Origin of the sequence: Mesorhizobium sp. M0048 (assembly GCF_040323405.1) — a bacterium.
Taxonomy (GTDB): Bacteria; Pseudomonadota; Alphaproteobacteria; order Rhizobiales; family Rhizobiaceae; genus Mesorhizobium.
The window spans coordinates 1-22,450 of sequence record NZ_JAMYUV010000038.1 but is presented as its reverse complement, the minus strand read 5'-3'; the positions used below and the strand labels follow the sequence as shown (position 1 = coordinate 22,450).

The window sequence follows — 22,450 nt, the reverse complement described above, 5'->3', positions numbered from 1 at the left end:
GACAGGCTGAAGGCCGATCGGACGCAAGCGTCGATGGTTCCCATCAGCCACAATCCGCTATGTCTGGAAGACAACTGCCAATCTGCGACATCTGCGATTGGCCTTAGCCACTATGCCTTCGTCATCCTAGGGTCTGCGCCGCGTCGCTGCGCTCCTTGCTCCGCCCTGGGATCACGAAGGAGGGTGTTTCAGCTAATCTCGAAACTTTGCGATTTGCCACTGAACAGAACTATCGACGTTCGCTGCCGATCGGCCCCAACTATGCCGCGGAACTCGCTTCCTGGGCGACGCGCAGCCAGAGCGCCTTTTCGCCCAATGTGCCAACCATGCCCGCGTGCGCGGTGCGCTCGGCGTCGGTCAGGCGCGACGGCAAGGCGATCGGCCTGACGCCGATCGAAATATCGATGTCTTCGACATTCTGCCTGCCGCCCGCCGGAGTCAGGATGCTGTCGAGGATAAGGCTTGCCTGCTTGCCGCCGATGAGCTCGATATAGACCTCGGCCAGCAATTCCGAATCGAGCAGCGCGCCGTGCTTGGTGCGGCGGCCGTTGTCGATGCCGTAGCGGCGGCAGAGCGCGTCGAGCGAATTGGGGCCCATCGGATGCTTGCGGCGCGCCAGCGCCAGCGTGTCGACGATCCGTCCCGGATCGATGGCCGGATGACCAAGCCGGCCGAATTCGAGATTGAGGAAGCCGATGTCGAAGCCGGCATTGTGCGCGACCAGTTTGGCGCCGTCGATGAAGGCCAGAAACTCCTCGGCGATCTCCATGAAAGTCGGCTTGCCGACGAGATCGGCGGCGCTGATGCCGTGCACGGCCTGCGCCTCGTGATGGATCTGGCGGCCTTGCGGGTTGATATATTTGTGGAAGGTTCGGCCGGTCGGGAAACGGTTGACCAACTCGACGCCGCCAAGCTCGATGACGCGGTCCTCGCGCGTGTCGAGGCCGGTGGTTTCCGTATCGAAGATGATCTCACGCATCGAATCAGTCCACTGGTGCCGGCATCATTCTAGCCGAATCACACCAGGAACAAAATGGCAACAAGTAATGTGGGTCTGCAAGCCTCTTAACCAGGCCTGGCTGCCTTATCCACGACTAGTTCGGCGATGATGGCCTTGACGGCCGCGCGAGCGGCGTCAAAGCCCTGACCAGTGTCGATGACAAAGTCGGCGCGCCGGCGCTTTTCGGTGTCGGGAACCTGCCTGGCCAGGATCGACGCCAGTTTCTCCTCGTTCATGCCCGGCCGCGCCAGCACGCGGGCGCGCTGAACTTCAGGCGGCGCGGTGACGACCACGACCTTGTCGACGCGGTTCCCGCCGCCGGTCTCGAACAGCAGCGGTATATCGAGCACGGCAAGCGGCGCGCCGGCGGCACGATTTTCAGCCAGGAACGTATCGGCATCGGCACGGACCAGCGGATGGATGATCGCTTCCAGCCGTTTCAGCGCGGGGGCGTCGCCGAGCACCCGCTCCGCCAGTGCCGCGCGGTCGACCGCACCGGATCTGGTGGTGCCGGGAAAGGCTGCCTCGACCAAGGGCGCGGCCTTGCCGGCATAGAGGCGATGCACAGCCTCGTCGGAATCATGGACCGGCACGCCGGCTTCGGCAAACATCTTGGCCGTCGTCGATTTGCCCATGCCGATCGATCCGGTGAGGCCGAGCACGATCATTTTATCGCGCCGATATCGGCAATAATCATTTGCCGCAGTTCGGCGGTGACTCGTGGCCTGATGCCGAACCAGCGTTCGAAGCCGGGCACCGCCTGGTGCAGCAGCATGCCGAGCCCATCGACGGTTCTCAGGCCGCGCGCTTTGGCGGTGGCAAGCAGCGGCGTCTCCAGCGGCACGTAGACGATGTCGGTGACGATGGCGCGGTCCGGCAGTCTGCCCGGATCCGCGGACAGGCCTTCATTGCCATGCATGCCGAGCGCTGTCGTGTTGACCAGCAGGCCGGCATCTTCGAGGAATTCGCCGGTCGCCACCATGCCATAGGCCGAGACGCCGGCACCGAAGCGGTCGCGCAGTTCCTGCGCCCTTGCAAGCGTCCGGTTGACGATGCGGATATCGTTGATGCCGCGCTGCTTCAGCGCATGGATGACCGCGCGAGCGGCGCCGCCGGCACCGAGCACCACGGCGGGGCCGTTGGCCGCCCAGCCCGGTGCATATTCGTCCAGATTGGCGGCAAAGCCATGGGCATCGGTGTTGCCGCCCCACAATTCGCCATTCTCGAACCACAGCGTATTGACCGCACCGATCTGTTCGGCGTCGGCGTCACGCCGCTTGGCCAAAGCGAAGGCGGCTTCCTTGTGCGGGATGGTGACGTTGCCGCCGCGATAGCCTTGTGCCCGCAGCGTCTGCAGGAATTTGGCAAAGGCCTCCGGTGCAACGTCAATGGCCTCGTAGACGCCGTCTATGCCGTATTTCGCCAGCCAGTGGCCGTGGATCTTCGGAGACCTGGAATGGGCGATCGGGTGGCCGGTGACGAAGGCTTTTTTCGAGGCTTCAGCCATCGATCGCCCCGAACTCACGCAGCTGGGCCAGCACCGGCAAAAGTGGCAGACCGACAATGGTAAAATAGTCGCCTTCGATTTTTTCGAATAGCTGGATGCCTTCGCCTTCGATCTGGTAGGCGCCGACGCTGGACAACGCCTTGGCGCCGACTCGCGCCAGATGGCGGCCGATGAAGGCCGGATCGAGTTTGCGCATGGTCAGACTGGCGATGCCGACATGCCGCCACAGAACCTGGCCGTCACGGGCGAGCACGACGGCGCTGTTGAGATGATGCGTCTTGCCCGACAGCGCCAGCAGATGACGGCGCGCCCCTTCCATGTCGGCGGGCTTGTGGAACAGCTCGTCGCCGAGCGACAGCGTCTGGTCGCAGCCGAGCACCAGGGCGCCGGGCCTGCGCTCGCTGACTTCGGTGGCCTTGGCTTCGGCGAGCACCAGGGCGACGTCCTCCGGCGACACGCCACTATTCTGCAGCGGCGCCTCCAGCGCGCGCTCATCGACAGAAGCCGGAACCGCTTCGACAGTGATGCCGGCATTGACGAGCAGCGCCTTGCGGAACGGGCTGCCCGAGGCAAGGATGATTTTTTCCGCCATTTTTTTCGCCCGTTTCCTGGCGCTCACTAGGGTGTGTCGAGATTCAGGCCAGGCCGCGTCGAGAATGGTGGGTTCCGAGAACCGGAACGGAGCGGACATTTGGGTCCGTGAGTACCGGAAGCGCAGGAAACCGCCGTTCACAGGCCGGCATCACCTGAATATCGACATGCCCTACCGCGTCTTGCCGCGCAGGGCAACGATGGCCGCCGCCGTCTCCTCGATTGAACGGCGGCTGACGTCGATCATCGGCCAGCCATGCCGCGTGCATATCTGGCGGGCATAGGCGAGCTCTTCGGCGATCGCGGCACGGTCGACATAGTCGGTCGGTTCGTAGGCGCTGGTGCCGAGAATGCGGTTCTGCCGGACCTGCGAGATCCGTTCGGCGGTGGCGACCAGGCCGACGATCAGCGGCCGCGTGGCATTGACCAGGCTTTCGGGCACCGGCACGCCGAGCACGATCGGGATGTTGGCGGTCTTGATGCCGCGATTGGCGAGATAGATGCTGGTCGGCGTCTTCGAGGTGCGGGAGATGCCGACGAGCACGATGTCGGCATCATCCATATTGGCCGGCAGCTGGCCATCGTCATGCTCCATGGTGAAGTTGAGCGCGTCGATGCGGCGGAAATATTCGGCGTCCAGCACATGCTGGGCACCGACGCGTCGGCCGGCAGGCGTGCCGAGATAGGACTGGAACACCGTCAGCACCGGTTCCAGCACCGAGACGCAAGGCAGGCCCATCGCCGCGCAGCGTTCGTCAATGCCGCGGGCAAGCTTCTGGTCGACCACCGTGTAGAGGATGATGCCTGGCTCCTCTTCGATGTCCTCGAACACCTTCGTCACCTGCTTTTCGGTGCGAATGAGCGGATAGATATGTTCGATGGCGCGCGCATCCTTGTATTGCGCAGAAGCCGCGCGGCCGGCAGCCAGCAGCGTTTCGCCGGTCGCGTCGGAAATCAGGTGAAGATGAAAGAAGCTTTGCGGTTTGTTCACAGGATACATTCCAGGCTGTGGGCCGATGTGGATAAGCCGGGCGGAAAACTCGGCCACCGCAAAGCGACTGTATCAGATGCCGGTTTGTCCACAATTCGATCTGCTGTCGGCTTCTCCGCGCGGTTGGGGACAAGTCCGGGGACGGAGCTTTTTGCCTTCGCTTCATCCACAGGGGCAATTTCCCTGGCGTGGCGGCAACGCATTGACTCCAGTCGTAAATTCGCGGTTTTCCACAAAGTCCTGCAATCCCGCTGGAGATGCGCGCGACAATATGCTGGCTGGTCTTTTCCAGGGCAAAGCGGGACAGGAGACAACCACCACAACCAACAGACTCTTAGAATCATAAGATTCCTAAACATAGAATATTTAATTATAGGGAAGCCTGGAAAGGCTAGCGCTCAATGCCTCAAGACCGGATCGTGCTGGACGTGTTGAGAGGCAAGACGGCGTTTCCGCCACCGGTCTGGATGATGCGCCAGGCCGGCCGCTATCTGCCGGAATACCGGGAGACGAGGAGGCGGGCCGGATCCTTCCTCGATCTTTGCTACGACCCGGATCTCGCCGTTGAAGTGACGCTGCAGCCGATCGAACGCTTCGGCTTCGATGCATCGATCCTGTTTTCCGACATCCTTGTCGTTCCGCATGCGCTCGGCCGCGACGTGCGCTTCGAGGAAGGACGCGGCCCGCTGCTGACGCCGATCACGGCTGTGGAGATCGAGGCTCTCGACGGCGAAACGTTTCACGTGAATCTCGAGCCGGTCTACGAGACGGTGCGGCGATTGCGCGCCAGACTGCCCGATGAAACGACGCTGATCGGCTTCTGCGGTGCGCCCTGGACAGTGGCGACCTACATGATTGCCGGCCACGGAACGCCCGACCAGGCGCCGGCCAGGCTGTTCGCCTATCGCGAGCCGGCGGCCTTTCTTCGGTTGCTGAAGGTGCTCGCCGATCATTCGGCTGCCTATCTGATCCGCCAGATCGAAGCCGGCGCCGATGTCGTGCAGATCTTCGATTCGTGGTCAGGCGTGCTCGACGAAGCGTCTTTCGGATTGTTCTGCGTCGAGCCGGTGGCCGAGATCGTCCGGCAAGTGAATGCTGTCCATCCCAACGTTCCGATCATCGGCTTTCCCAAGGGCGCGGGAGACCACTATCGAAGCTATCGCCAGCAGACCGGCGTGACCGGGTTGGGCCTCGACTGGACTGTGCCCTTGTCGACGGCGAAGGAATTGCAGCGCGACGGCGCCGTGCAGGGCAATCTCGATCCGCTGAGGCTTGTAGCCGGCGGCAAGGCGCTTGCCGACGGCGTAGCGGCGATCCTGAAGGCGCTGGGCGACGGACCACTGATCTTCAACCTCGGCCACGGCATCACGCCGGAGACGCCGCTGGCGCATGTCGAGCAGATGGTGAAACTGGTGCGGAGCGCATCGTGACGATGATGGGCGCAGACAACGCGAACAGCGGTCGAGGGGCGATGCACCGCGCGGCAATTGCGATCGCCATCTTCCTGGTGCTGGCCGGGCTGCTGTTTTTCTTCGGGCCCGATGATTTCTATCCGTGGGCGAAGGCGATCCATGTGATTGCCGTCATCTCCTGGATGGCGGGCATCCTCTATCTGCCGCGCTTGCTGGTCTATCATGCCGATGCCGAAAAAGGCTCCGTCCAGTCGGAGACCTTCAAGGTGATGGAGCGCCGCCTGCTGCGCGGCATCATCAATCCGGCAATGGTGATTACCTGGGCATTCGGCCTGTGGCTCGCCTGGAAAGGCTTTGGTTTTCAGGGCGGCTGGCTGCATGCCAAGATCGCTGCGGTGGTTGGTCTGTCGGCCGCGCATGGCTATCTCGCCGGCGCCGTCCGCAAATTTGCCGAAGACCGCAATGAAAAATCGGCAAGGCACTGGCGGATCGTCAATGAGATCCCTACATTGCTGATGATCGTCATCGTCGTCCTGGTTATCGTAAAACCGTTCTGACGTCCTCGGTTGCCCGCAAAAGGCGGCTTGCTCTTTCAACCGACCGACGATAAAAGACGGGTCTTCCTTCCCGTCATGCGCCGCCCATTTATCGCTTCGGCCGCGCCCGGCATTTGTCGCATCCCGCCGATATTTTTCCCAAAGCTTACTCAGAGTCCGTCTAATGATGCAAGAAATGAAGCTCACAGAGTTCAAGAACAAGAAACCACCAGAGCTGATCGCTTATGCGGAATCGCTCGAGGTCGAGAACGCCAGCGTCATGCGCAAGCAGGAGCTGATGTTCGCGATCCTGAAGAGACTGGCGACCCAGGATATCGAGATCATCGGCGACGGCGTCGTCGAAGTGCTGCAGGACGGTTTTGGCTTCCTGCGCTCCGCCAACGCCAACTATTTGCCAGGTCCCGACGACATCTATATTTCACCCTCGCAGATCCGGCGATTCTCACTGAAGACCGGCGATACGGTCGAAGGGCCGATCCGCAGCCCGAAAGAGGGCGAGCGCTATTTTGCGCTGCTCAAGGTCAACACGATCAATTTCGACGACCCTGAAAAAATCCGCCACAAGATCCATTTCGACAATCTGACGCCGCTTTATCCGACCTCGCGGCTGAAGATGGAGATGGAGGTTCCGACCTCCAAGGATATTTCGGCGCGCGTCATCGACCTGGTGGCGCCGCTCGGCAAGGGCCAGCGCGCCCTGATCGTGGCGCAGCCGCGCACCGGCAAGACGGTGCTGTTGCAGAACATCGCCCATTCGATCACTACCAACCACCCGGAATGCTACCTGATCGTGCTTCTGATCGACGAGCGGCCGGAGGAAGTCACCGACATGCAGCGCTCGGTGAAGGGCGAGGTCGTCTCCTCGACCTTCGACGAGCCGGCGGTTCGCCACGTCCAGGTTGCCGAAATGGTCATCGAGAAGGCCAAGCGCCTCGTCGAGCACGGCCGCGACGTCGTCATCCTGCTGGATTCGATCACCCGCCTCGGCCGCGCCTACAACACCGTCGTGCCGTCATCCGGCAAGGTGCTGACCGGCGGTGTCGACGCCAACGCGCTGCAGCGGCCGAAGCGCTTCTTCGGTGCTGCCCGCAATATCGAGGAAGGCGGTTCGCTGACCATCATCGCCACCGCGCTGATAGACACCGGCAGCCGCATGGACGAAGTCATCTTCGAAGAGTTCAAGGGCACCGGCAATTCGGAAATCGTGCTCGACCGCAAGGTCGCGGACAAGCGTATCTACCCGGCCATGGACATCCTCAAGTCCGGCACCCGCAAGGAGGACCTTCTGGTTCCGCGCCAGGACCTGCAGAAGATCTTCGTGCTGCGCCGCATCCTGGCGCCGATGGGAACAACCGACGCTATCGAGTTCCTGATCGACAAGCTCAAGCAGACCAAGACCAATGCGGATTTCTTCGATTCGATGAATACGTAGGGTTGCGGGCCTTCCCTTCTCCCGTGTGGGAGCAGCAGGTGGCGAGCGAAGCTCGGTCGGATGACGGGTGCTCCAGCTTGGCAACGACGGCACTCCGTCCAACACCCCTCATCCGTCTCGGCGCTGCGCGCCAATCCACCTTCTCCCACAAGGGAGAAGGGACGGAGCGCCAGGTCCATCACCGCCGCAGCATCCGTTCCAGCTCCTCAGCTTCCGTTATCACCGGCAGGCAGACCTGCCCGGTGCACAGCCAGGCGCCGGGCTTTTCGGTTGGTGGCAGGACGCCGCCTGGCAGCGTCGGCAGGTTTGTCGCCGAGCCGACAGGCACCACGATGTCCACCCGGCGCGGGTCCGGATTTCGATTCGCAACCGGAACAAGCCTTGGATTCTCAGATCTCTCCACGATCACCAACTTCAACGGCTCGAACGCCAAGGTACAGGCATTGACTGTACCCGCTTGGCCATAGCCCTGGTGCTCAGCCCGCCCGGCCGCATGCTCGGCGACCGTCCAGGCTTTTTCCCAGAGATCGAGATCGCCCAAAAGCGACGACAATCGGACCAGGGCTTCTATGATCTGGCCGGTAGCGGAAGGAATGGCTTCGTCGACATCGCCGCGGATGCGGATCGGCACATCCGCGCTGTCCGACGCGGTCAGATAGTAGCCGGTCTTGTCGCTGTCCCGGTGCCAGAGATCGAGTTGCTCAATGAAGTTCCCGGCGCGATCGATATAGTCGGGATTGCCGGTCGCCTCGAGCAGTGAGATGGCGGCATTGGCCATGGCGGCATAGTCGCTCGACAGCGCGGGAAACAATTTCTTCTCCCCGAGCATGGAATGCGGCAGACGGGCGTCGCGGGCGGCGCCCGCAATGGCGGCAAAGGCCGCTTCCGCCGCTTCGATCCAGTCGGATCGGCCAAGCGATCGTCCGGCCTCGGCAAGGGCTGCGATCGTCAAGCCGTTCCAGTCGGTCAGGGCCTTGCCGTCACGCCCGGGCCGAACGCGCTGTTCCCTCGCTGCCAGCAGCCTTTGCTTGAGCGGAACCAGGAGGTCACGATCGACGACGCTTTGTATTTGCTGGGCTTCGGTTTGGTGGATGATCGGCTTGCCTTCCCAGCCATGCGGATCGGCAAGTGTGAAGTATTTGAAAAACAAGGCTGATTCGTAGCCAAGGACGGTCTCGATTTCATCCCTGCTCCAGGTGTAGAACAACCCCTCCTCGCCCTCGCTATCGGCATCGAGGCTGGCGGCAAAGGCACCGTCCTCGACCCGCATTTCGCGCAACAGCCAGGCAATCGTCTCTTCGATTCGCAGCCGGAATAATTCCTTGCCGGTTGACGCATAGGCCCAGTTGCACAAGCGGATGAGCTGGGCATTGTCGTAGAGCATCTTTTCGAAATGCGGCACCAGCCATTCGGCGTCGGTCGAGTAGCGGCTGAGGCCGCCGCCAATATGGTCGTAGATGCCGCCGGCCAGCATCTTTTCGAGGCTGAGGAGAACGGCGTCGCGGTGGGATGCGGTGCCGTCGCGCAGCCAGCACAACCAGAGGCTCTGCATGAACGGCGCGTTGGGGAATTTCGGCGCGCCGCGCAGGCCGCCCAGCTCGCGGTCGATCATGCCGTCAATGCCGTTGGCGAACTTTGCCAGCATGCCGCGGTCGAGCACGGCCTTGGCATGGCTGCCCGCCAGCCGCGTCTCGACATGCGTGCTCAAGCCGTCGGCACTTTGGTTAACGCTTTCTTTCTTCTCCCGCCAAGCCTTGTCAACCGCCTCCAGCACCTGGACAAAGCCCGGCCGGCCGTAGCGGGCCTCGCGCGGAAAGTAAGTGCCGCCCCAGAACGGCTTGCCATCCGGGGTCAGGAACATGGTCAGCGGCCAGCCGCCTTGCTCGCCCATCGAGGACAATGCCGCCATATAGATCTGGTCGATGTCGGGGCGCTCCTCGCGGTCGACCTTGATATTGACGAAGAGACGGTTCATGACGGCGGCGACGTCGTCGTTCTCGAAGCTCTCATGCGCCATGACGTGGCACCAATGGCACGCGGCGTAGCCGACAGAGAGCAGGATCGGGCGCTGCAGCGCCTTTGCTTCGGCCAGAGCGGCGGGCGACCATGGCCGCCAGTGCACCGGATTGCCGCTGTGCTGCTGCAGATAGGGGCTGGCCTCTTCGGCAAGCAAGTTTTGTGCAGGCAAGGTCACGGCGCTACTCGAAGGCGGATTGAACAGGCATAGCTAGGGCGCTTCGGCAGAGCGGGCAAATGATTTTGAAAGACTCCATTGTAGCGCTGTCGAGCGGGCGCCTGCCGGCCGGCATTGCGGTGATTCGGATTTCCGGGCCGCAGAGTCGATTCGTTGTCGAAACGATTTCCGGATCGACCGTGCCGAACCGCGTGGCCGCCTATCGCAAGCTCCGGGCGCCCGACGGATCGGTGCTGGACAGCGGCCTGGTCGTCTTCTTTGCCGGGCCCGACAGTTTCACCGGCGAGGACGTCGCCGAGTTCCATGTGCATGGCGGACGCGCCGTCGTGGCGAGGATGCTGGAAACCATCGCCTCCTTCGACGGCGTCAGGCACGCCGAGCCTGGTGAATTCACCCGCCGTGCCTTTCTCAGCGGCAAGCTCGATCTGGTCGAGACCGAGGCGCTGGCCGATCTCATCAACGCCGAGACCGAAGCGCAGCGGCGCTTTGCCGTTCACAACGCTCAGGGCGTGCAGAGCGAACTCTATCTGGGCTGGCGCCGACGGCTGATCCACGCTCGGGCGATGATCGAGGCCGAGATCGATTTTGCCGACGAGGACGACGTGCCGGGTTCGGTCGCCGATACGGTCTGGTCCGATGTTCAGGCCATGATCGACGAAATCGAGCGCCATGTCGCCGGCTTTCGTGCCGCCGAAATCATCCGCGACGGATTCGAAGTCGTGATCCTTGGCGCGCCGAATGCCGGCAAGTCCAGCCTGTTCAACGCTTTGGCGCGGCGCGAAGCGGCCATCGTCACCGACGAGCCCGGCACGACCCGCGACCTGCTAGAAGTGGTGCTGGACCTGGAAGGGGTGCGGGTCAGGGTAACCGACACCGCCGGTCTGCGCGAGGCGCCCGGCAAGATCGAGGCGATTGGCATAGAGAAGGCCAGGACCAAGGCGCACAGCGCTGATCTGCTGCTGCTGCTGGAGGATCTGGCGGAGCCAGTCGCGATCGGTATGCGGCCGGGCGACATGCCGGCGCTGAGGGTCGGAACAAAAATTGACCTGTTGGGGGGCAAGTCACCCTCGCCCACGGCGCACTATGATTTCGCCATCTCGACGCGGGACGGCACGGGTCTGGCCGAATTGCTGGACGAGATCGGGCGTCGTGCCGCAGCGCAGATCGGCAAGGCCGGCGATATCCTGCCGTCGCGGCTGCGGCACGTCGAGTTGCTCAACGAGACGAAACGCTTCCTGGTCGCAGCAGTGGTCAGTGGTCATCGCGGGCAGGAGCTACGGGCCGAGGAACTGCGCCTGGCAGCGGATCGGCTTGGACGGATCGTCGGGGCGGTCGATGTCGAGGATATGCTGGACGTTATCTTTTCGCAGTTCTGTATCGGCAAATGACTCACGTGAAACATTGCAAGCATCCGTGACGGAAGGCGAGCGACGGCGCTCCTTCCCCGTCCCGCCGATGTTCTGCGCCACCGAAGGCACCAACGCCGTGACTCACGTGAAACACCAGGCGCTGATACCGCTACATTGTTTCACGTGAAACGAGCAGTGTTCTTGACAGCATGTGGCTGTGGGCACATGTGTCGGCAGATTTGAATCGGAATATACAAATGACCAATCGCTACGATGTGGTTGTGGTGGGCGGCGGCCATGCTGGGTGCGAGGCTGCAAGCGCCGCTGCGCGGGCTGGCGCCAGAACGGCGCTGGTGACGCTGCGCTTCGACACGATCGGCGTGATGTCCTGCAATCCGGCGATCGGCGGCCTCGGCAAGGGCCATCTGGTTCGCGAGATCGACGCCATGGACGGGCTGATGGGGCGCGTTGCCGATGCGGCCGGCATCCAGTTCCGGCTGCTCAACCGCCGCAAAGGGCCGGCGGTGCGTGGTCCGCGAACGCAAGCCGACAGAAAGCTCTATCGCCTCGCCATGCAAGCGGCGATTCGCGAGCAGGCCGGTCTCGATGTGGTCGAGGGCGAGGTTCTCGATTTTGAAATCGACAATGGGCGCATCGCGGCGGTGCTGCTGGCGGATGGACGCCGGCTCGCCTGCGGCGCCGTGGTGCTGACGACCGGCACTTTCTTGCGCGGGCTGATCCATATTGGCGAGAAGAAGATTGTCGCCGGCCGCATGAACGAGCAGGCGAGCGTCGGCCTCTCGGCGACGATGAGCCGCGCCGGCTTCAAGCTCGGGCGGCTGAAGACCGGCACGCCGCCGCGGCTGGACGGCAGGACGATCGATTGGGCGTCGCTGGAGAGCCAGGCGGCGGACGAAGATCCCGTGCCGTTCTCGCTGCTCACCGAGCGCATCGAAAACCCGCAGATCCACTGCGGCATCACCCGAACGACCCACGCCACGCATGAGCTGATTCGCGCCAATCTCGGCCGGTCGGCCATGTATTCGGGGTCAATCGAAGGCGTCGGGCCGCGTTATTGCCCGTCGATCGAAGACAAGATCGTCAAGTTCGGCGACCGCGAAGGCCACCAGATCTTTCTGGAGCCGGAAGGGCTGGACGACGACACGGTGTATCCGAACGGCATTTCGACCTCGCTGCCCGAGGACGTGCAGCTCGACATGCTGAAGACCATTCCGGGGCTGGAGCGGGCAACCATGCTGCAGCCGGGCTATGCCATCGAGTATGACCATGTCGACCCGCGCGAGCTCAAGCCAACGCTGGAGACAAAGCGGATCGGCGGGCTTTTCCTCGCCGGCCAGATCAACGGCACCACCGGCTACGAGGAGGCCGGCGCGCAAGGACTGCTCGCCGGCCTCAACGCGGCGCGCAAGGCCTCGGCGAGCGATGAAATCGTGCTCAGCCGCACCGAAGCCTATATCGGGGTGATGGTCGACGATTTGACCAGCCGCGGCATCACCGAACCGTACCGCATGTTCACCTCGCGGGCCGAGTTCCGGCTGTCTTTGCGAGCCGACAACGCCGATGAGCGGCTGACGCCGCTGGCTATGAGACTGGGGATCGCCTCGCCGGAGCGGATGCAGCGGTTCAACAATGTCGTGCAAGACCTTGAGAAAGCGCGACAGCTCGCCCTCGGCACCACCATGACCCCCAATGAGGCGGCGCGCCATGGGCTCGAAATCAACCGGGACGGCGTCCGCCGCTCAGCCTATGAGTTGCTGGCCTATCCTGGCGTCGACATCGCCTGGCTGGCGCGGATCGAGCCGGCTTTCGCGGTGATCGACAGCAAAACGGCCGAACGTCTTGAAACGGAAGCCAGATATTCTGTCTATCTCGACCGCCAGCAGGCTGACGTCTCGCAGATCAGGCATGAGGAGAGCAGGCTGATTCCCGAATCGCTCGACTTTGCCTCTGTTCCCGGCCTGTCCAATGAGTTGAAGCAGAAGATGCTGGCACGCCAGCCGCGCTCCATTGCCGATGCGCAGCGTATGGAGGGCATGACGCCGGCGGCGCTGGCAATCATCGTCGCGCATGTGCGCAATGCCGAGGCGGCTGCGCGAAAGCAGGTCGCGTGAGCACTGCGTCCTGGGCAAACCTGCAAGAGGCAGCAGGCCCGGTTTCACGTGAAACATTCGATCGTCTGGTCGCGTTCGAGGCCGTCTTCCAGAAATGGAACCGCCGGATCAATCTCGCCGCGCAATCGACGCAGGACGATGTCTGGCGCCGCCACATCCTCGACAGCGCGCAGCTGGCGCGAATCAAACCAGAGGCGAAGCGCTGGGTCGATCTCGGCTCGGGCGGCGGGTTTCCCGGCCTCGTGCTGGCATTTTTGCTCGCCGAGCGGGAAGGCGCCAGCATCGATCTTGTTGAAAGCAACCGGAAGAAAGCATCGTTCCTGCAAACGGTCGTCGGACAGTTCAATCTGCCCGCCAAGGTCATCGCGCGCCGCATCGACGATAGCTATCCTCTTGTTCCTGCACCGCAAATCGTCACAGCCAGGGCGCTCGCCTCGCTGCCCGACTTGCTCGACCTGACGGCGCCGTGGCTGACCAAGGGGTCGCATGGCCTGTTTCACAAAGGCCGGGATTACCGCGCCGAAGTGGCAGAAAGCGCTCAACGATGGTCTTTCGATCTGGTAGAACATGCCAGTGCAACCGACGCGCAGGGCGTCATTCTTGAAGTATCCGACTTGCGACCGCATCCTGGCTTGTGACCGGCGACCCCAAATGAATTTCTGGCATGAATTTCTGGCATAGACCCATGATGAAGAACGGCCCCCGAATCATCACCGTCGCCAACCAGAAGGGCGGCGTCGGCAAGACGACGACTGCCATCAATCTGGCCACCGCGCTGGCGGCCATAGGCGAACAGGTGCTGATCGTCGATCTCGACCCGCAGGGCAATGCCAGCACCGGGCTTGGCATCGACCGGCGCGACCGCACCGTCTCGTCCTATGACGTGCTGACCGGCGAACTCGATCTCGAAGCGGCGGCGATCCCGACGGCGGTGCCTGGCCTGTCGATCGTCCCGTCGACGCTCGACCTGCTCGGCATCGAGATGGAAATCGCCTCGGCGCCGGATCGGGTGCTGCGGCTGCGCAACGCGCTACGGGCTTCGGCCGAGCGCTCGGCCAACTTCGGCTATGTGCTGATCGACTGCCCGCCGTCGCTCAACCTGCTGACACTGAATTCGATGGCTGCAGCCGATTCGGTGCTGGTGCCGCTGCAGTGCGAGTTTTTCGCGCTGGAGGGCCTGAGCCAGCTTTTGGAGACGGTCGAGCAGGTGCGCCGCTCGATCAACCCCGACCTGACGATCCAGGGCATCGTGCTGACCATGTTCGACGGGCGCAACAATCTCGCCAACCAGGTGGTGCAGGATGTGCGGGCGCATATGGGCGACAAGGTCTATGAAACCGTCATCCCGCGCAATGTCCGCGTTTCCGAGGCGCCGTCCTATGGCAAGCCGGCGATTCTCTACGACCTCAAATGCTCGGGCAGCCAGGCCTATCTGCAGCTTGCTTCGGAAGTCATCCGCCGCGAGCGCAAATTGCGTGCTGCCTAAACAATAAGCCGATTCGACACCGAAACGATCTGGACGGATGATGAACGAAGACCCTTCGAGGAAAAGACTGGGACGGGGACTGGCGGCCCTGATCGGCGAAATCGATCGTCCGGCGGCACCGGAAAAGCCGGGCCTGGCGGCCGACGGCAAGGTGCCGATCGAGTTCCTCAGCCCCAATCCCAAAAACCCGCGCCGGCATTTTGGCGACGCCGACCTGACCGACCTCGCCCAGTCGATCCGCGAACATGGCGTGGTGCAGCCGGTGGTGGCGCGGCCGTCGAAAACCCAAACGGGCCGTTACGAGATCATCGCAGGCGAGCGTCGTTGGCGCGCGGCGCAACGCGCCGGGCTGACCGAAATCCCGATCATCGTACGCGACGTCAACGATCGCACGGCGCTCGAACTGGCGATCATCGAAAACGTCCAGCGCACCGACCTCAACCCGGTCGAAGAGGCGCTGGGCTACCAGCAGCTGATCGACGACCACGGCTACACACAAGCCGATCTCGGCCAGGTGATCGGCAAGAGCCGCAGCCATGTCGCCAATACGCTGAGGCTGCTCAAGCTGCCCGACGTCATTCGCGACATGCTGGTCGACGGCGCGCTCTCGGCCGGCCACGCCCGCACCCTGGTGACCGCCGAGGACCCGGCCGGGCTTGCCAAGCGGATCATCGACGAGGGGCTTTCGGTGCGCCAGGCCGAGGCGCTGGCGCAGATGCCGGTCGGCGCGCCGGCGGCAAAGCGCCAGCCCGCAGCGCCGCCGCAAAAGGATGCCGACACGCTAGCGCTGGAAAAATTGATGACCAATACGATCGGCATGATCGTCACGATCGAGCACAACCAGCGCGGCGGCGTGATCAGCGTCGCTTACCGGACGCTGGAGCAGCTTGACGAGCTTTGCCGAAGGCTGAAGCGGGAGTAGGTAGGCTGCTGAAAGATCGCGATATTTAGCCGGCAAATGAAGTAGACTAAGTGAGTCAATAAAGGCCAGCCATTGCGTCGGCCGTTTTCTCTTTGAGACATTGGCGGTTGGCGAAATCGCTGAAGCCGTCAATCTCCCCCTCGAGGAGGGAGATCAGGCTCGCTGCGCCAGCCTTGCGCTCTCCACGGCAATGCCGAGCAGGGCCTGTCGTGCCAGCGCGATCGACAGATCCGGCCGCCGGCGTGTCTGCAGGACCGCCGTCTGCAGGCGGTTGAGTGCGCGGCCGAGCGCTTCGCTGCTCCACCGTTCGAGGGCTTTCTCCACCAGCTTGCGCCGGGAGAAAAAAACCGGCGGGCGCGCCGCGGCAACGACCGAAGCGGCATTGCGGCCGCCGGCGTCCATCTGGCCGCGCATGGCCTGGATCGTCTGCAGCTGCCGCATCGCCGATGAAAGCACCAGGAAGGGCTGGCCGCCGGACTGGCAATGGCGGGTAAAGGCGGTGTCGAAGTCGGCGATCCTGCCTTCGAGCAGGGCGTCGACCGCCGTATCGAAGGAGAGGCCTGAGACGTCGCCAGACGTCGCCTTGACGTCGTCAAGGCCGATTTCGGCCTGGCCATGCGCATAAAGCACAAGCTTTTCGATCTCGCCGCGCGAGGCCAGCCGGTCGCCGCCGAGATTGCGGCGCAGCGCCTGCCGGGCCTCCAGCGTCATCGACATGCCGGCCTTGCGCAGTTCGTCGTCGATGACCGTATCGATATCCCTGGCTTCATCGGCATAGCAAGGCAATGCCATGGCATTATCCGCCGCCTCCACCACGGCGCGCAGGCCGACGCCCTTCTTCAGGTCGCCGGCCTCGATAAGGATGATGGCGTCCCGCGCGGGCTCCGACGTCAGCGCCTTGACGTCGTCGGCAAGCGCCTTCTGGGCCCCGGCATTGCGCACCCATAGCAGGCGCCGCTCCGAAAACATCGGCACGGTGCGGGCCTCGTCGAGCAGGCGGCCCTCGTCGCGGTCGACTTCCGATCCGTCCAGCCTGACCACTGAAAACGGATCGTCAAGCGGCAGGCCGGTCTTGCCGGCAAAGGCCTTTGCCCGCTCGGCAACCAGCCCGCGATCGGGACCGTAAAGCAGCACGATCGAGACGCGCGGATCCGGCTTCGCGAGCCATGCATCGACTTCGTATGCTTTCTTCTGTGACATGGGCACTGATTACCATGACGCGCGCGCGGGGTGAACGGAGGGATTGGCGGGATTGTATCGAGACGAGACGCCTATGGGACAGCGCCCCCCTCTGTCCTATACGGCGGGAAGGAACTCGACAGAGGGATCTTGCCAGCAGGAATCCCTTCTCATGCGCCAGATCGGGCCGGACCATTCGCCAAATTGCGCATGGCGGCGGAAGATCGACAAGAAATTTCGCGGACATATCTTCATCTTGACGAGTGCTGGCCGGCGCGGTCGTTGGCCCGAAGCCGCGCCCGGCGAATTGGCACTGGTCCGGCGGTGTGCAAATATCCTGGCCGGGCAACAGTGGAGGACCGAGATCATGGCCGATGCCGGAATGTTGCGCTTCCATGTTCCGGAACCGGAAGTGCGGCCGGGCGGGACGCCGGATTTCTCCAATGTGAGCATTCCAAAAGCTGGCTCGGTGCCGCGCCCGAAGATCGACGTCGACCCGCGCGACATCCGCGATCTGGCCTTCTCGATCATCCGCGTGCTCAACCGCGCTGGCGAGGCGGTCGGGCCGTGGGCAGGGCTGCTTTCGGACGACGAGTTGCTGGAGGGGCTGCGCCATATGATGACGCTGCGCAGCTTCGATGCGCGCATGCAGATGGCGCAGCGCCAGGGCAAGACCTCTTTCTACATGCAGCATCTCGGCGAAGAGGCAGTGAGCTGCGCCTTTCGCAAGGCGCTGTCGCGGGGCGACATGAATTTTCCGACCTATCGGCAGGCCGGCCTGCTCATCGCCGACGGTTACCCGATGGTCACGATGATGAACCAGATCTATTCGAACGAGGCCGATCCGCTGAAAGGGCGGCAATTGCCGATCATGTATTCGTCGAAGGAGCACGGCTTCTTCTCGATCTCCGGCAATCTGGCGACGCAGTACATCCAGGCGGTCGGCTGGGCGATGGCCTCGGCAATCAGCAATGATTCAAAGATCGCCGCCGCCTGGATCGGCGACGGCTCGACCGCCGAGTCCGACTTCCATTCGGCGCTGGTGTTCGCCTCGACCTACAAGGCGCCGGTCGTGCTTAACGTCGTCAACAACCAATGGGCGATTTCGACCTTCCAGGGCATCGCCCGCGGCGGCTCCGGTACTTTTGCCGCCCGTGGCCTCGGCTTCGGCATCCCGTCACTGCGCGTCGACGGCAACGACTATCTCGCCGTCCATGCGGTGGCCAAATGGGCGGCGGAACGGGCGCGTAGCAATCTCGGGCCGACGCTGGTCGAATACGTCACCTACCGCGTCGGCGCGCATTCGAGCTCCGACGACCCGTCGGCCTACAGGCCGAAGGCCGAGTCCGACGCCTGGCCGCTCGGCGACCCGATCGTCAGGCTGAAGAACCACCTCATCCAGCGCGGCGTCTGGTCTGACGAACGCCACGCCCAGGCCGAGGCGGAAATTCTCGACACGGTGATTTCAGCGCAGCGGGAGGCCGAGCGCCACGGCACGCTGCATGCCGGCGGCAAGCCTTCGGCGCGCGATATGTTCGAGGGCGTCTATGCCGAGATGCCGCCGCATCTCAGGCGCCAGCGCCAACAGGCCGGGGTCTGACCATGCCGCGGCGGACCATGATCGAGGCGATCCGCGACGCCATGGACGTGTCGATGGCGCGCGACGAACGCGTCATCGTGTTCGGCGAGGATGTCGGCTTCTTCGGCGGCGTCTTCCGCTGCACGCAAGGCCTGCAGGCGAAATACGGCAAGAGCCGCTGCTTCGATGCGCCGATCAGCGAATCCGGGATTGTCGGCGCGGCCATCGGCATGGCGGCCTACGGGCTGAAGCCTTGCGTCGAGGTGCAGTTTGCCGACTATGTTTATCCGGCCTATGACCAGATCGTCTCGGAAGCGGCGCGGCTGCGCTACCGCTCGAACGGCGATTTCACCTGCCCGATCGTCGTGAGAATGCCGACCGGCGGCGGCATTTTCGGCGGCCAGACCCACAGCCAGAGCCCGGAGGCGCTGTTCACCCATGTCTCCGGCCTGAAGGTCGTGGTTCCGTCCAATCCGCACGACGCCAAGGGCCTGCTGATCGCAGCGATCGAGGATCCCGACCCGGTGATCTTCCTGGAGCCGAAGCGGCTGTATAACGGCCCCTTCGACGGTCATCACGAGCGGCCGGTGACGCCATGGTCGAAGCATCAGCTCGGCGAAGTCGCCGATGGCCACTACACGGTGCCGCTCGGCAAGGCGGTGATCCGCAGACAGGGCTCGGCAGTCACCGTGCTTGCCTACGGCACGATGGTCTATGTTGCCCAGGCGGCAGCCGAGGAGACCGGCATCGATGCCGAGATCATCGATCTGAGGACACTGCTGCCGCTGGATCTCGAGACGATCGTCGCCTCGGTCAACAAGACCGGGCGCTGCGTGATCGTGCACGAGGCGACGCTGACATCCGGCTTCGGCGCCGAACTTTCGGCGCTGGTTCAGGAGAACTGCTTCTACCATCTGGAAGCGCCGGTGGCGCGGGTCACCGGCTGGGACACGCCCTATCCGCATGCGCAGGAGTGGGACTATTTTCCCGGTCCCGCCCGGCTAGGCCGCGCGCTCGTCGAAACGATGGAGGCCTGAGGGGGGAAGACAATGGGCGAATATGTCATCAAGCTGCCCGATGTCGGCGAAGGCGTCGCCGAGGCCGAGCTGGTCGAATGGCAGGTCAAGGTCGGCGATCTCGTGCGCGAGGACGCCGTGCTTGCCGCGGTCATGACCGACAAGGCGACGGTCGAGATCCCTTCGCCCGTCGATGGCGAGATCCTCTGGCTTGGCGCCGAGATCGGCGACACTGTGGCGATCGGCGCGCCAATCGTCAGGTTGAAAGTGGCCGGCGAGGGGAACGTCAAGGTTGGCGCGACGCTTGCAGACGTTACGGCGGAGGGTACCCCTGACGATGCGCGGGCTCGCCCGTCCTCGGGCTTGGAGCCGTCATTACCCAATTTGGCGCCGTCATCCTCGGGCTTGTCCCGAGGATCTGCCGTCCCACACGGATATGACGCGATCAGTTCCGAGAGGTCGGTAGATCCTCGGGACAAGCCCGGGGATGACGGCGCCAGGTCCAAGGTCAACAGCGCGCCGCGTCCGGAAGGCGAAAAACCACTGGCCTCGCCGGCCGTCCGCCTCAGGGCGAAAGAGGCCGGCATCGACCTTCGGCAGGTCCCGGGGAGCGGCCCGGCCGGCCGCATCCGGCATGAGGACATCGACGCGTTCCTGGCACGCGGACCGCAGCTCGCGAAGGCCCCTGGCCTTGCCCGCAACGAGACGGTCGAGGACATCAAGATAGTCGGGCTCAGGCGAAAGATCGCCGAGAAGATGACGCTGGCCAAGTCGCGCATCCCGCACATCACCTATGTCGAGGAGATCGACGTCACCGCACTCGAGGATTTGCGCGCCGCGCTCAACAAGGAGAAGCGGCCGGGCGCGGACAGGCCGAAGCTGACGCTGCTGCCGTTCCTGATGCGGGCGATGGTCAAGGCCATTGCCGACCAGCCGAACCTCAATGCGCTGTTCGACGACGAAGCCGGCATCGTCCACCAGCATGGCGGCGTCCATATCGGCATCGCGGCGCAGACGCCTGCGGGGCTGATGGTGCCGGTGGTCAAGCACGCCGAGGCGCGCGACATCTGGGACTGCGCCGCCGAGGTTAACAGGCTCGCCGAGGCGGCCAGGTCGGGCACGGCGACACGCGACGAGCTTTCGGGCTCGACCATCACCATCACTTCGCTCGGCGCCATGGGTGGCGTGGCGACGACGCCGGTGATCAATCATCCGGAAGTGGCGATCGTCGGCGTCAACAAGATGATGGTGCGGCCGGTATGGGACGGCAGCCAGTTCATCCCGCGCAAGATGATGAACCTGTCCTCCAGCTTCGACCATCGCGTCGTCGACGGCTGGGACGCTGCGGTGTTTATCCAGCGCATCAAGACGCTGCTAGAGACGCCCGCGTTGATTTTTGTGGACTGAGGTAATGAGAACGGTCGCAACGGCCCCCTCACCCGGCCTCCGCATCGCTACCCTCTCCCCGAGGGGAGAGGAGGTCGCCAGCGCCGGCGCTAGCCTCTTCTCCCCAGCGGGGAGAAGGTGGCCGCGAAGCGGCCGGATGAGGGGGTCTTTCTTCGCCAACAAGAGCCTATCGCCATGAAGGAAATCTCCTGCAAGCTGCTGGTCATCGGCGCCGGTCCGGGCGGCTATGTCTGCGCGATCCGTGCCGGGCAGCTCGGCATCGATACGGTTATCGTCGAGTTCGGCAGACCGGGCGGCACCTGTCTCAATGTCGGCTGCATCCCGTCCAAGGCGCTGATCCACGCGGCCGAGGAGTTCGAGAAGCTCTCGCACATGGCGGGTGGAAAAAGCCCGCTCGGTATTGCGATCGCCGCACCATCGCTTGATCTCGCCGCCACCATGGCCTGGAAAGACGGGATCGTTAGCCGGCTGAACAACGGTGTTGCCGGCCTGCTGAAGAAAGCTGGCGTGAAGACGGTGCATGGCTGGGCGACGTTTCGCGACGGCAAGACCGTTGCCGTCGACACCGAGATCGGCATCCAGGTGATCCGCGCCGAAACGGTGGTGATTGCGACCGGCTCGGCGCCGGTCGAGTTGCTATCGCTGCCGTTCGGCGGACCGGTTATTTCGTCGACCGAGGTGCTGGCGCTGAGCGAAGTTCCAGAGAGGCTGGCGGTGGTCGGCGGCGGCTATATCGGTCTGGAACTCGGCATCGCCTTTGCCAAGCTGGGGGCCAAGGTGACCGTGGTCGAGGCGTTGCCGCGCGTGCTGGCGCAATATGATGCGGAACTGACCCGGCCGGTGGTTAAGCGGCTGGCCGAACTCGGCATCGAGGTGCTCGTGAACGCCAAGGCCAAGGGGCTGTCCACCAAGCGCGACGCGCTGCTGGTCGAGACGAATGGCGGCAAGAACGGCAAGATCGCTGCCGACAAGGTCCTGGTCACGGTCGGTCGCAAGCCGGTGACCGAAGGCTGGGGGTTGGAGCAGATCGACCTCGACATGGCCGGCTCCTTCATCCGCATCGACGACCAGTGCCGCAGCTCGATGCGCGGTATCTTTGCCATTGGCGACGTCACTGGCGAGCCGATGCTGGCGCACCGGGCGATGGCGCAAGGCGAAATGGTCGCCGAGATCGTCGCCGGCCACAAGCGCAGCTGGGACAGACGAGCGATCCCGGCTGTCTGCTTCACCGACCCGGAGCTGGTCACCGCGGGCCTGTCGCCGGAAGAGGCCAAGGCGCGTGGCGAGATCAAGGTCGGACAGTTTCCCTTCACCGCCAATGGCCGGGCAATGACGAAGTTGGGCGAGGACGGATTCGTGCGGGTCGTTGCCCGCGCCGACAACCATCTGGTGCTGGGCATCCAGGCCGTCGGCCAGGGCGTGTCGGAATTATCTACGGCCTTTGGCCTAGCGCTGGAGATGGGTGCGACGCTGGAGGATATCGCCGGAACGATCCATGCCCATCCAACACAGGGCGAGGGTTTTCAGGAAGCGGCGCTGAAGGCGCTGGGGCGGGCGGTGCATGTTTGAGGGCTCGCGCTCTCCCCCCCTTGAGGGTGTTTGGACCGGGGACATCGCGAACAGGTGTGCGAGGACATCGCGAACAGTTTGGCGCGCTTTGCGCTGGGGGGTTCGGGATGCCATTCGAGGACACGAG

At 63.7% G+C, this 22,450-nt stretch carries 19 protein-coding genes; 12 read left to right on the top strand and 7 right to left on the bottom strand.

Going from position 1 to position 22,450, the window contains the following annotated elements:
• Positions 1–259: 259 nt before the first annotated feature.
• From dnaQ to NKJ84_RS24510, 5 genes are all read right to left on the bottom strand, one after another.
• Complete coding sequence (dnaQ, locus tag NKJ84_RS24530; protein WP_352508603.1) at positions 260–979, bottom strand: DNA polymerase III subunit epsilon; 720 nt, start codon at positions 977–979, stop codon at positions 260–262.
• A gap of 86 nt (positions 980–1,065) precedes the next feature.
• Positions 1,066–1,668 carry a dephospho-CoA kinase gene (gene coaE / locus NKJ84_RS24525; protein WP_352508602.1) on the bottom strand — a complete coding sequence of 201 codons (603 nt, stop codon included), beginning with the start codon at positions 1,666–1,668 and terminating at the stop codon, positions 1,066–1,068.
• On the bottom strand, positions 1,665–2,507 hold the full coding sequence (locus NKJ84_RS24520; RefSeq protein WP_352508601.1) for a shikimate dehydrogenase: 843 nt from the start codon (positions 2,505–2,507) through the stop codon (positions 1,665–1,667). Before NKJ84_RS24520 ends, coaE begins: the two co-directional genes overlap by 4 nt.
• Positions 2,500–3,099, bottom strand: coding sequence for a Maf-like protein (locus tag NKJ84_RS24515; protein ID WP_352508600.1), 600 nt, complete (start codon positions 3,097–3,099; stop codon positions 2,500–2,502). The genes NKJ84_RS24520 and NKJ84_RS24515 overlap by 8 nt, the downstream gene beginning before the upstream one ends.
• A gap of 171 nt (positions 3,100–3,270) precedes the next feature.
• Positions 3,271–4,089 carry a pyruvate, water dikinase regulatory protein gene (locus NKJ84_RS24510; RefSeq protein ID WP_254817949.1) on the bottom strand — a complete coding sequence of 273 codons (819 nt, stop codon included), beginning with the start codon at positions 4,087–4,089 and terminating at the stop codon, positions 3,271–3,273.
• A 401-nt stretch (positions 4,090–4,490) separates the two neighbouring features.
• On the opposite strand from NKJ84_RS24510, the gene hemE reads away from it, so the two are divergent.
• The 3 genes from hemE (at position 4,491) to rho (ending at position 7,490) form a co-directional block, all read left to right on the top strand.
• Complete coding sequence (gene hemE / locus NKJ84_RS24505; RefSeq protein WP_352508599.1) at positions 4,491–5,519, top strand: uroporphyrinogen decarboxylase; 1,029 nt, start codon at positions 4,491–4,493, stop codon at positions 5,517–5,519.
• Positions 5,520–5,521: 2 nt separating this feature from the next.
• Complete coding sequence (gene hemJ, locus NKJ84_RS24500; RefSeq protein ID WP_352508626.1) at positions 5,522–6,058, top strand: protoporphyrinogen oxidase HemJ; 537 nt, start codon at positions 5,522–5,524, stop codon at positions 6,056–6,058.
• A gap of 166 nt (positions 6,059–6,224) precedes the next feature.
• The gene (gene rho / locus NKJ84_RS24495; RefSeq protein WP_023675925.1) at positions 6,225–7,490 is read left to right on the top strand and encodes a transcription termination factor Rho; all 1,266 of its coding nucleotides are present in this window, start codon (positions 6,225–6,227) and stop codon (positions 7,488–7,490) included.
• A gap of 178 nt (positions 7,491–7,668) precedes the next feature.
• Here rho and NKJ84_RS24490 read toward each other — a convergent pair whose 3' ends face one another.
• Entirely contained in the window at positions 7,669–9,684 is a 2,016-nt protein-coding gene (locus NKJ84_RS24490; RefSeq protein ID WP_352508598.1) for a thioredoxin domain-containing protein, read from the bottom strand.
• A 59-nt stretch (positions 9,685–9,743) separates the two neighbouring features.
• Between NKJ84_RS24490 and mnmE the strand changes: the two genes are divergently transcribed.
• The 5 genes from mnmE (at position 9,744) to NKJ84_RS24465 (ending at position 15,573) form a co-directional block, all read left to right on the top strand.
• Entirely contained in the window at positions 9,744–11,072 is a 1,329-nt protein-coding gene (gene mnmE, locus NKJ84_RS24485) for a tRNA uridine-5-carboxymethylaminomethyl(34) synthesis GTPase MnmE (RefSeq protein ID WP_352508597.1), read from the top strand.
• A 218-nt stretch (positions 11,073–11,290) separates the two neighbouring features.
• A complete protein-coding gene (gene mnmG, locus NKJ84_RS24480) occupies positions 11,291–13,165 on the top strand; it encodes a tRNA uridine-5-carboxymethylaminomethyl(34) synthesis enzyme MnmG (protein WP_352508596.1) in 1,875 nt (624 codons plus the stop codon).
• Positions 13,162–13,803 carry a 16S rRNA (guanine(527)-N(7))-methyltransferase RsmG gene (gene rsmG, locus NKJ84_RS24475; protein WP_352508595.1) on the top strand — a complete coding sequence of 214 codons (642 nt, stop codon included), beginning with the start codon at positions 13,162–13,164 and terminating at the stop codon, positions 13,801–13,803. Before mnmG ends, rsmG begins: the two co-directional genes overlap by 4 nt.
• A 47-nt stretch (positions 13,804–13,850) precedes the next feature.
• Positions 13,851–14,651, top strand: coding sequence for a ParA family protein (locus tag NKJ84_RS24470; protein ID WP_084642633.1), 801 nt, complete (start codon positions 13,851–13,853; stop codon positions 14,649–14,651).
• 40 nt (positions 14,652–14,691) lie between these two features.
• Positions 14,692–15,573, top strand: coding sequence for a ParB/RepB/Spo0J family partition protein (locus NKJ84_RS24465; protein ID WP_352508594.1), 882 nt, complete (start codon positions 14,692–14,694; stop codon positions 15,571–15,573).
• Between the two features lie 153 nt (positions 15,574–15,726).
• Here the strand turns inward: NKJ84_RS24465 and holA are convergent, their stop codons facing one another.
• Positions 15,727–16,773: a DNA polymerase III subunit delta gene (holA, locus tag NKJ84_RS24460; RefSeq protein WP_352508593.1), complete on the bottom strand. Its 1,047-nt coding sequence runs from the start codon at positions 16,771–16,773 to the stop codon at positions 15,727–15,729.
• A 346-nt stretch (positions 16,774–17,119) separates the two neighbouring features.
• On the opposite strand from holA, the gene NKJ84_RS24455 reads away from it, so the two are divergent.
• The 4 genes from NKJ84_RS24455 (at position 17,120) to lpdA (ending at position 22,323) form a co-directional block, all read left to right on the top strand.
• Positions 17,120–18,352: a 3-methyl-2-oxobutanoate dehydrogenase (2-methylpropanoyl-transferring) subunit alpha gene (locus tag NKJ84_RS24455; protein WP_254817940.1), complete on the top strand. Its 1,233-nt coding sequence runs from the start codon at positions 17,120–17,122 to the stop codon at positions 18,350–18,352.
• A gap of 2 nt (positions 18,353–18,354) precedes the next feature.
• Positions 18,355–19,368 carry an alpha-ketoacid dehydrogenase subunit beta gene (locus NKJ84_RS24450; RefSeq protein WP_352508592.1) on the top strand — a complete coding sequence of 338 codons (1,014 nt, stop codon included), beginning with the start codon at positions 18,355–18,357 and terminating at the stop codon, positions 19,366–19,368.
• 12 nt (positions 19,369–19,380) lie between these two features.
• Positions 19,381–20,754 carry a dihydrolipoamide acetyltransferase family protein gene (locus tag NKJ84_RS24445; protein WP_352508591.1) on the top strand — a complete coding sequence of 458 codons (1,374 nt, stop codon included), beginning with the start codon at positions 19,381–19,383 and terminating at the stop codon, positions 20,752–20,754.
• Between the two features lie 174 nt (positions 20,755–20,928).
• Positions 20,929–22,323 carry a dihydrolipoyl dehydrogenase gene (gene lpdA, locus NKJ84_RS24440; protein WP_352508590.1) on the top strand — a complete coding sequence of 465 codons (1,395 nt, stop codon included), beginning with the start codon at positions 20,929–20,931 and terminating at the stop codon, positions 22,321–22,323.
• Positions 22,324–22,450 lie beyond the last annotated feature (127 nt).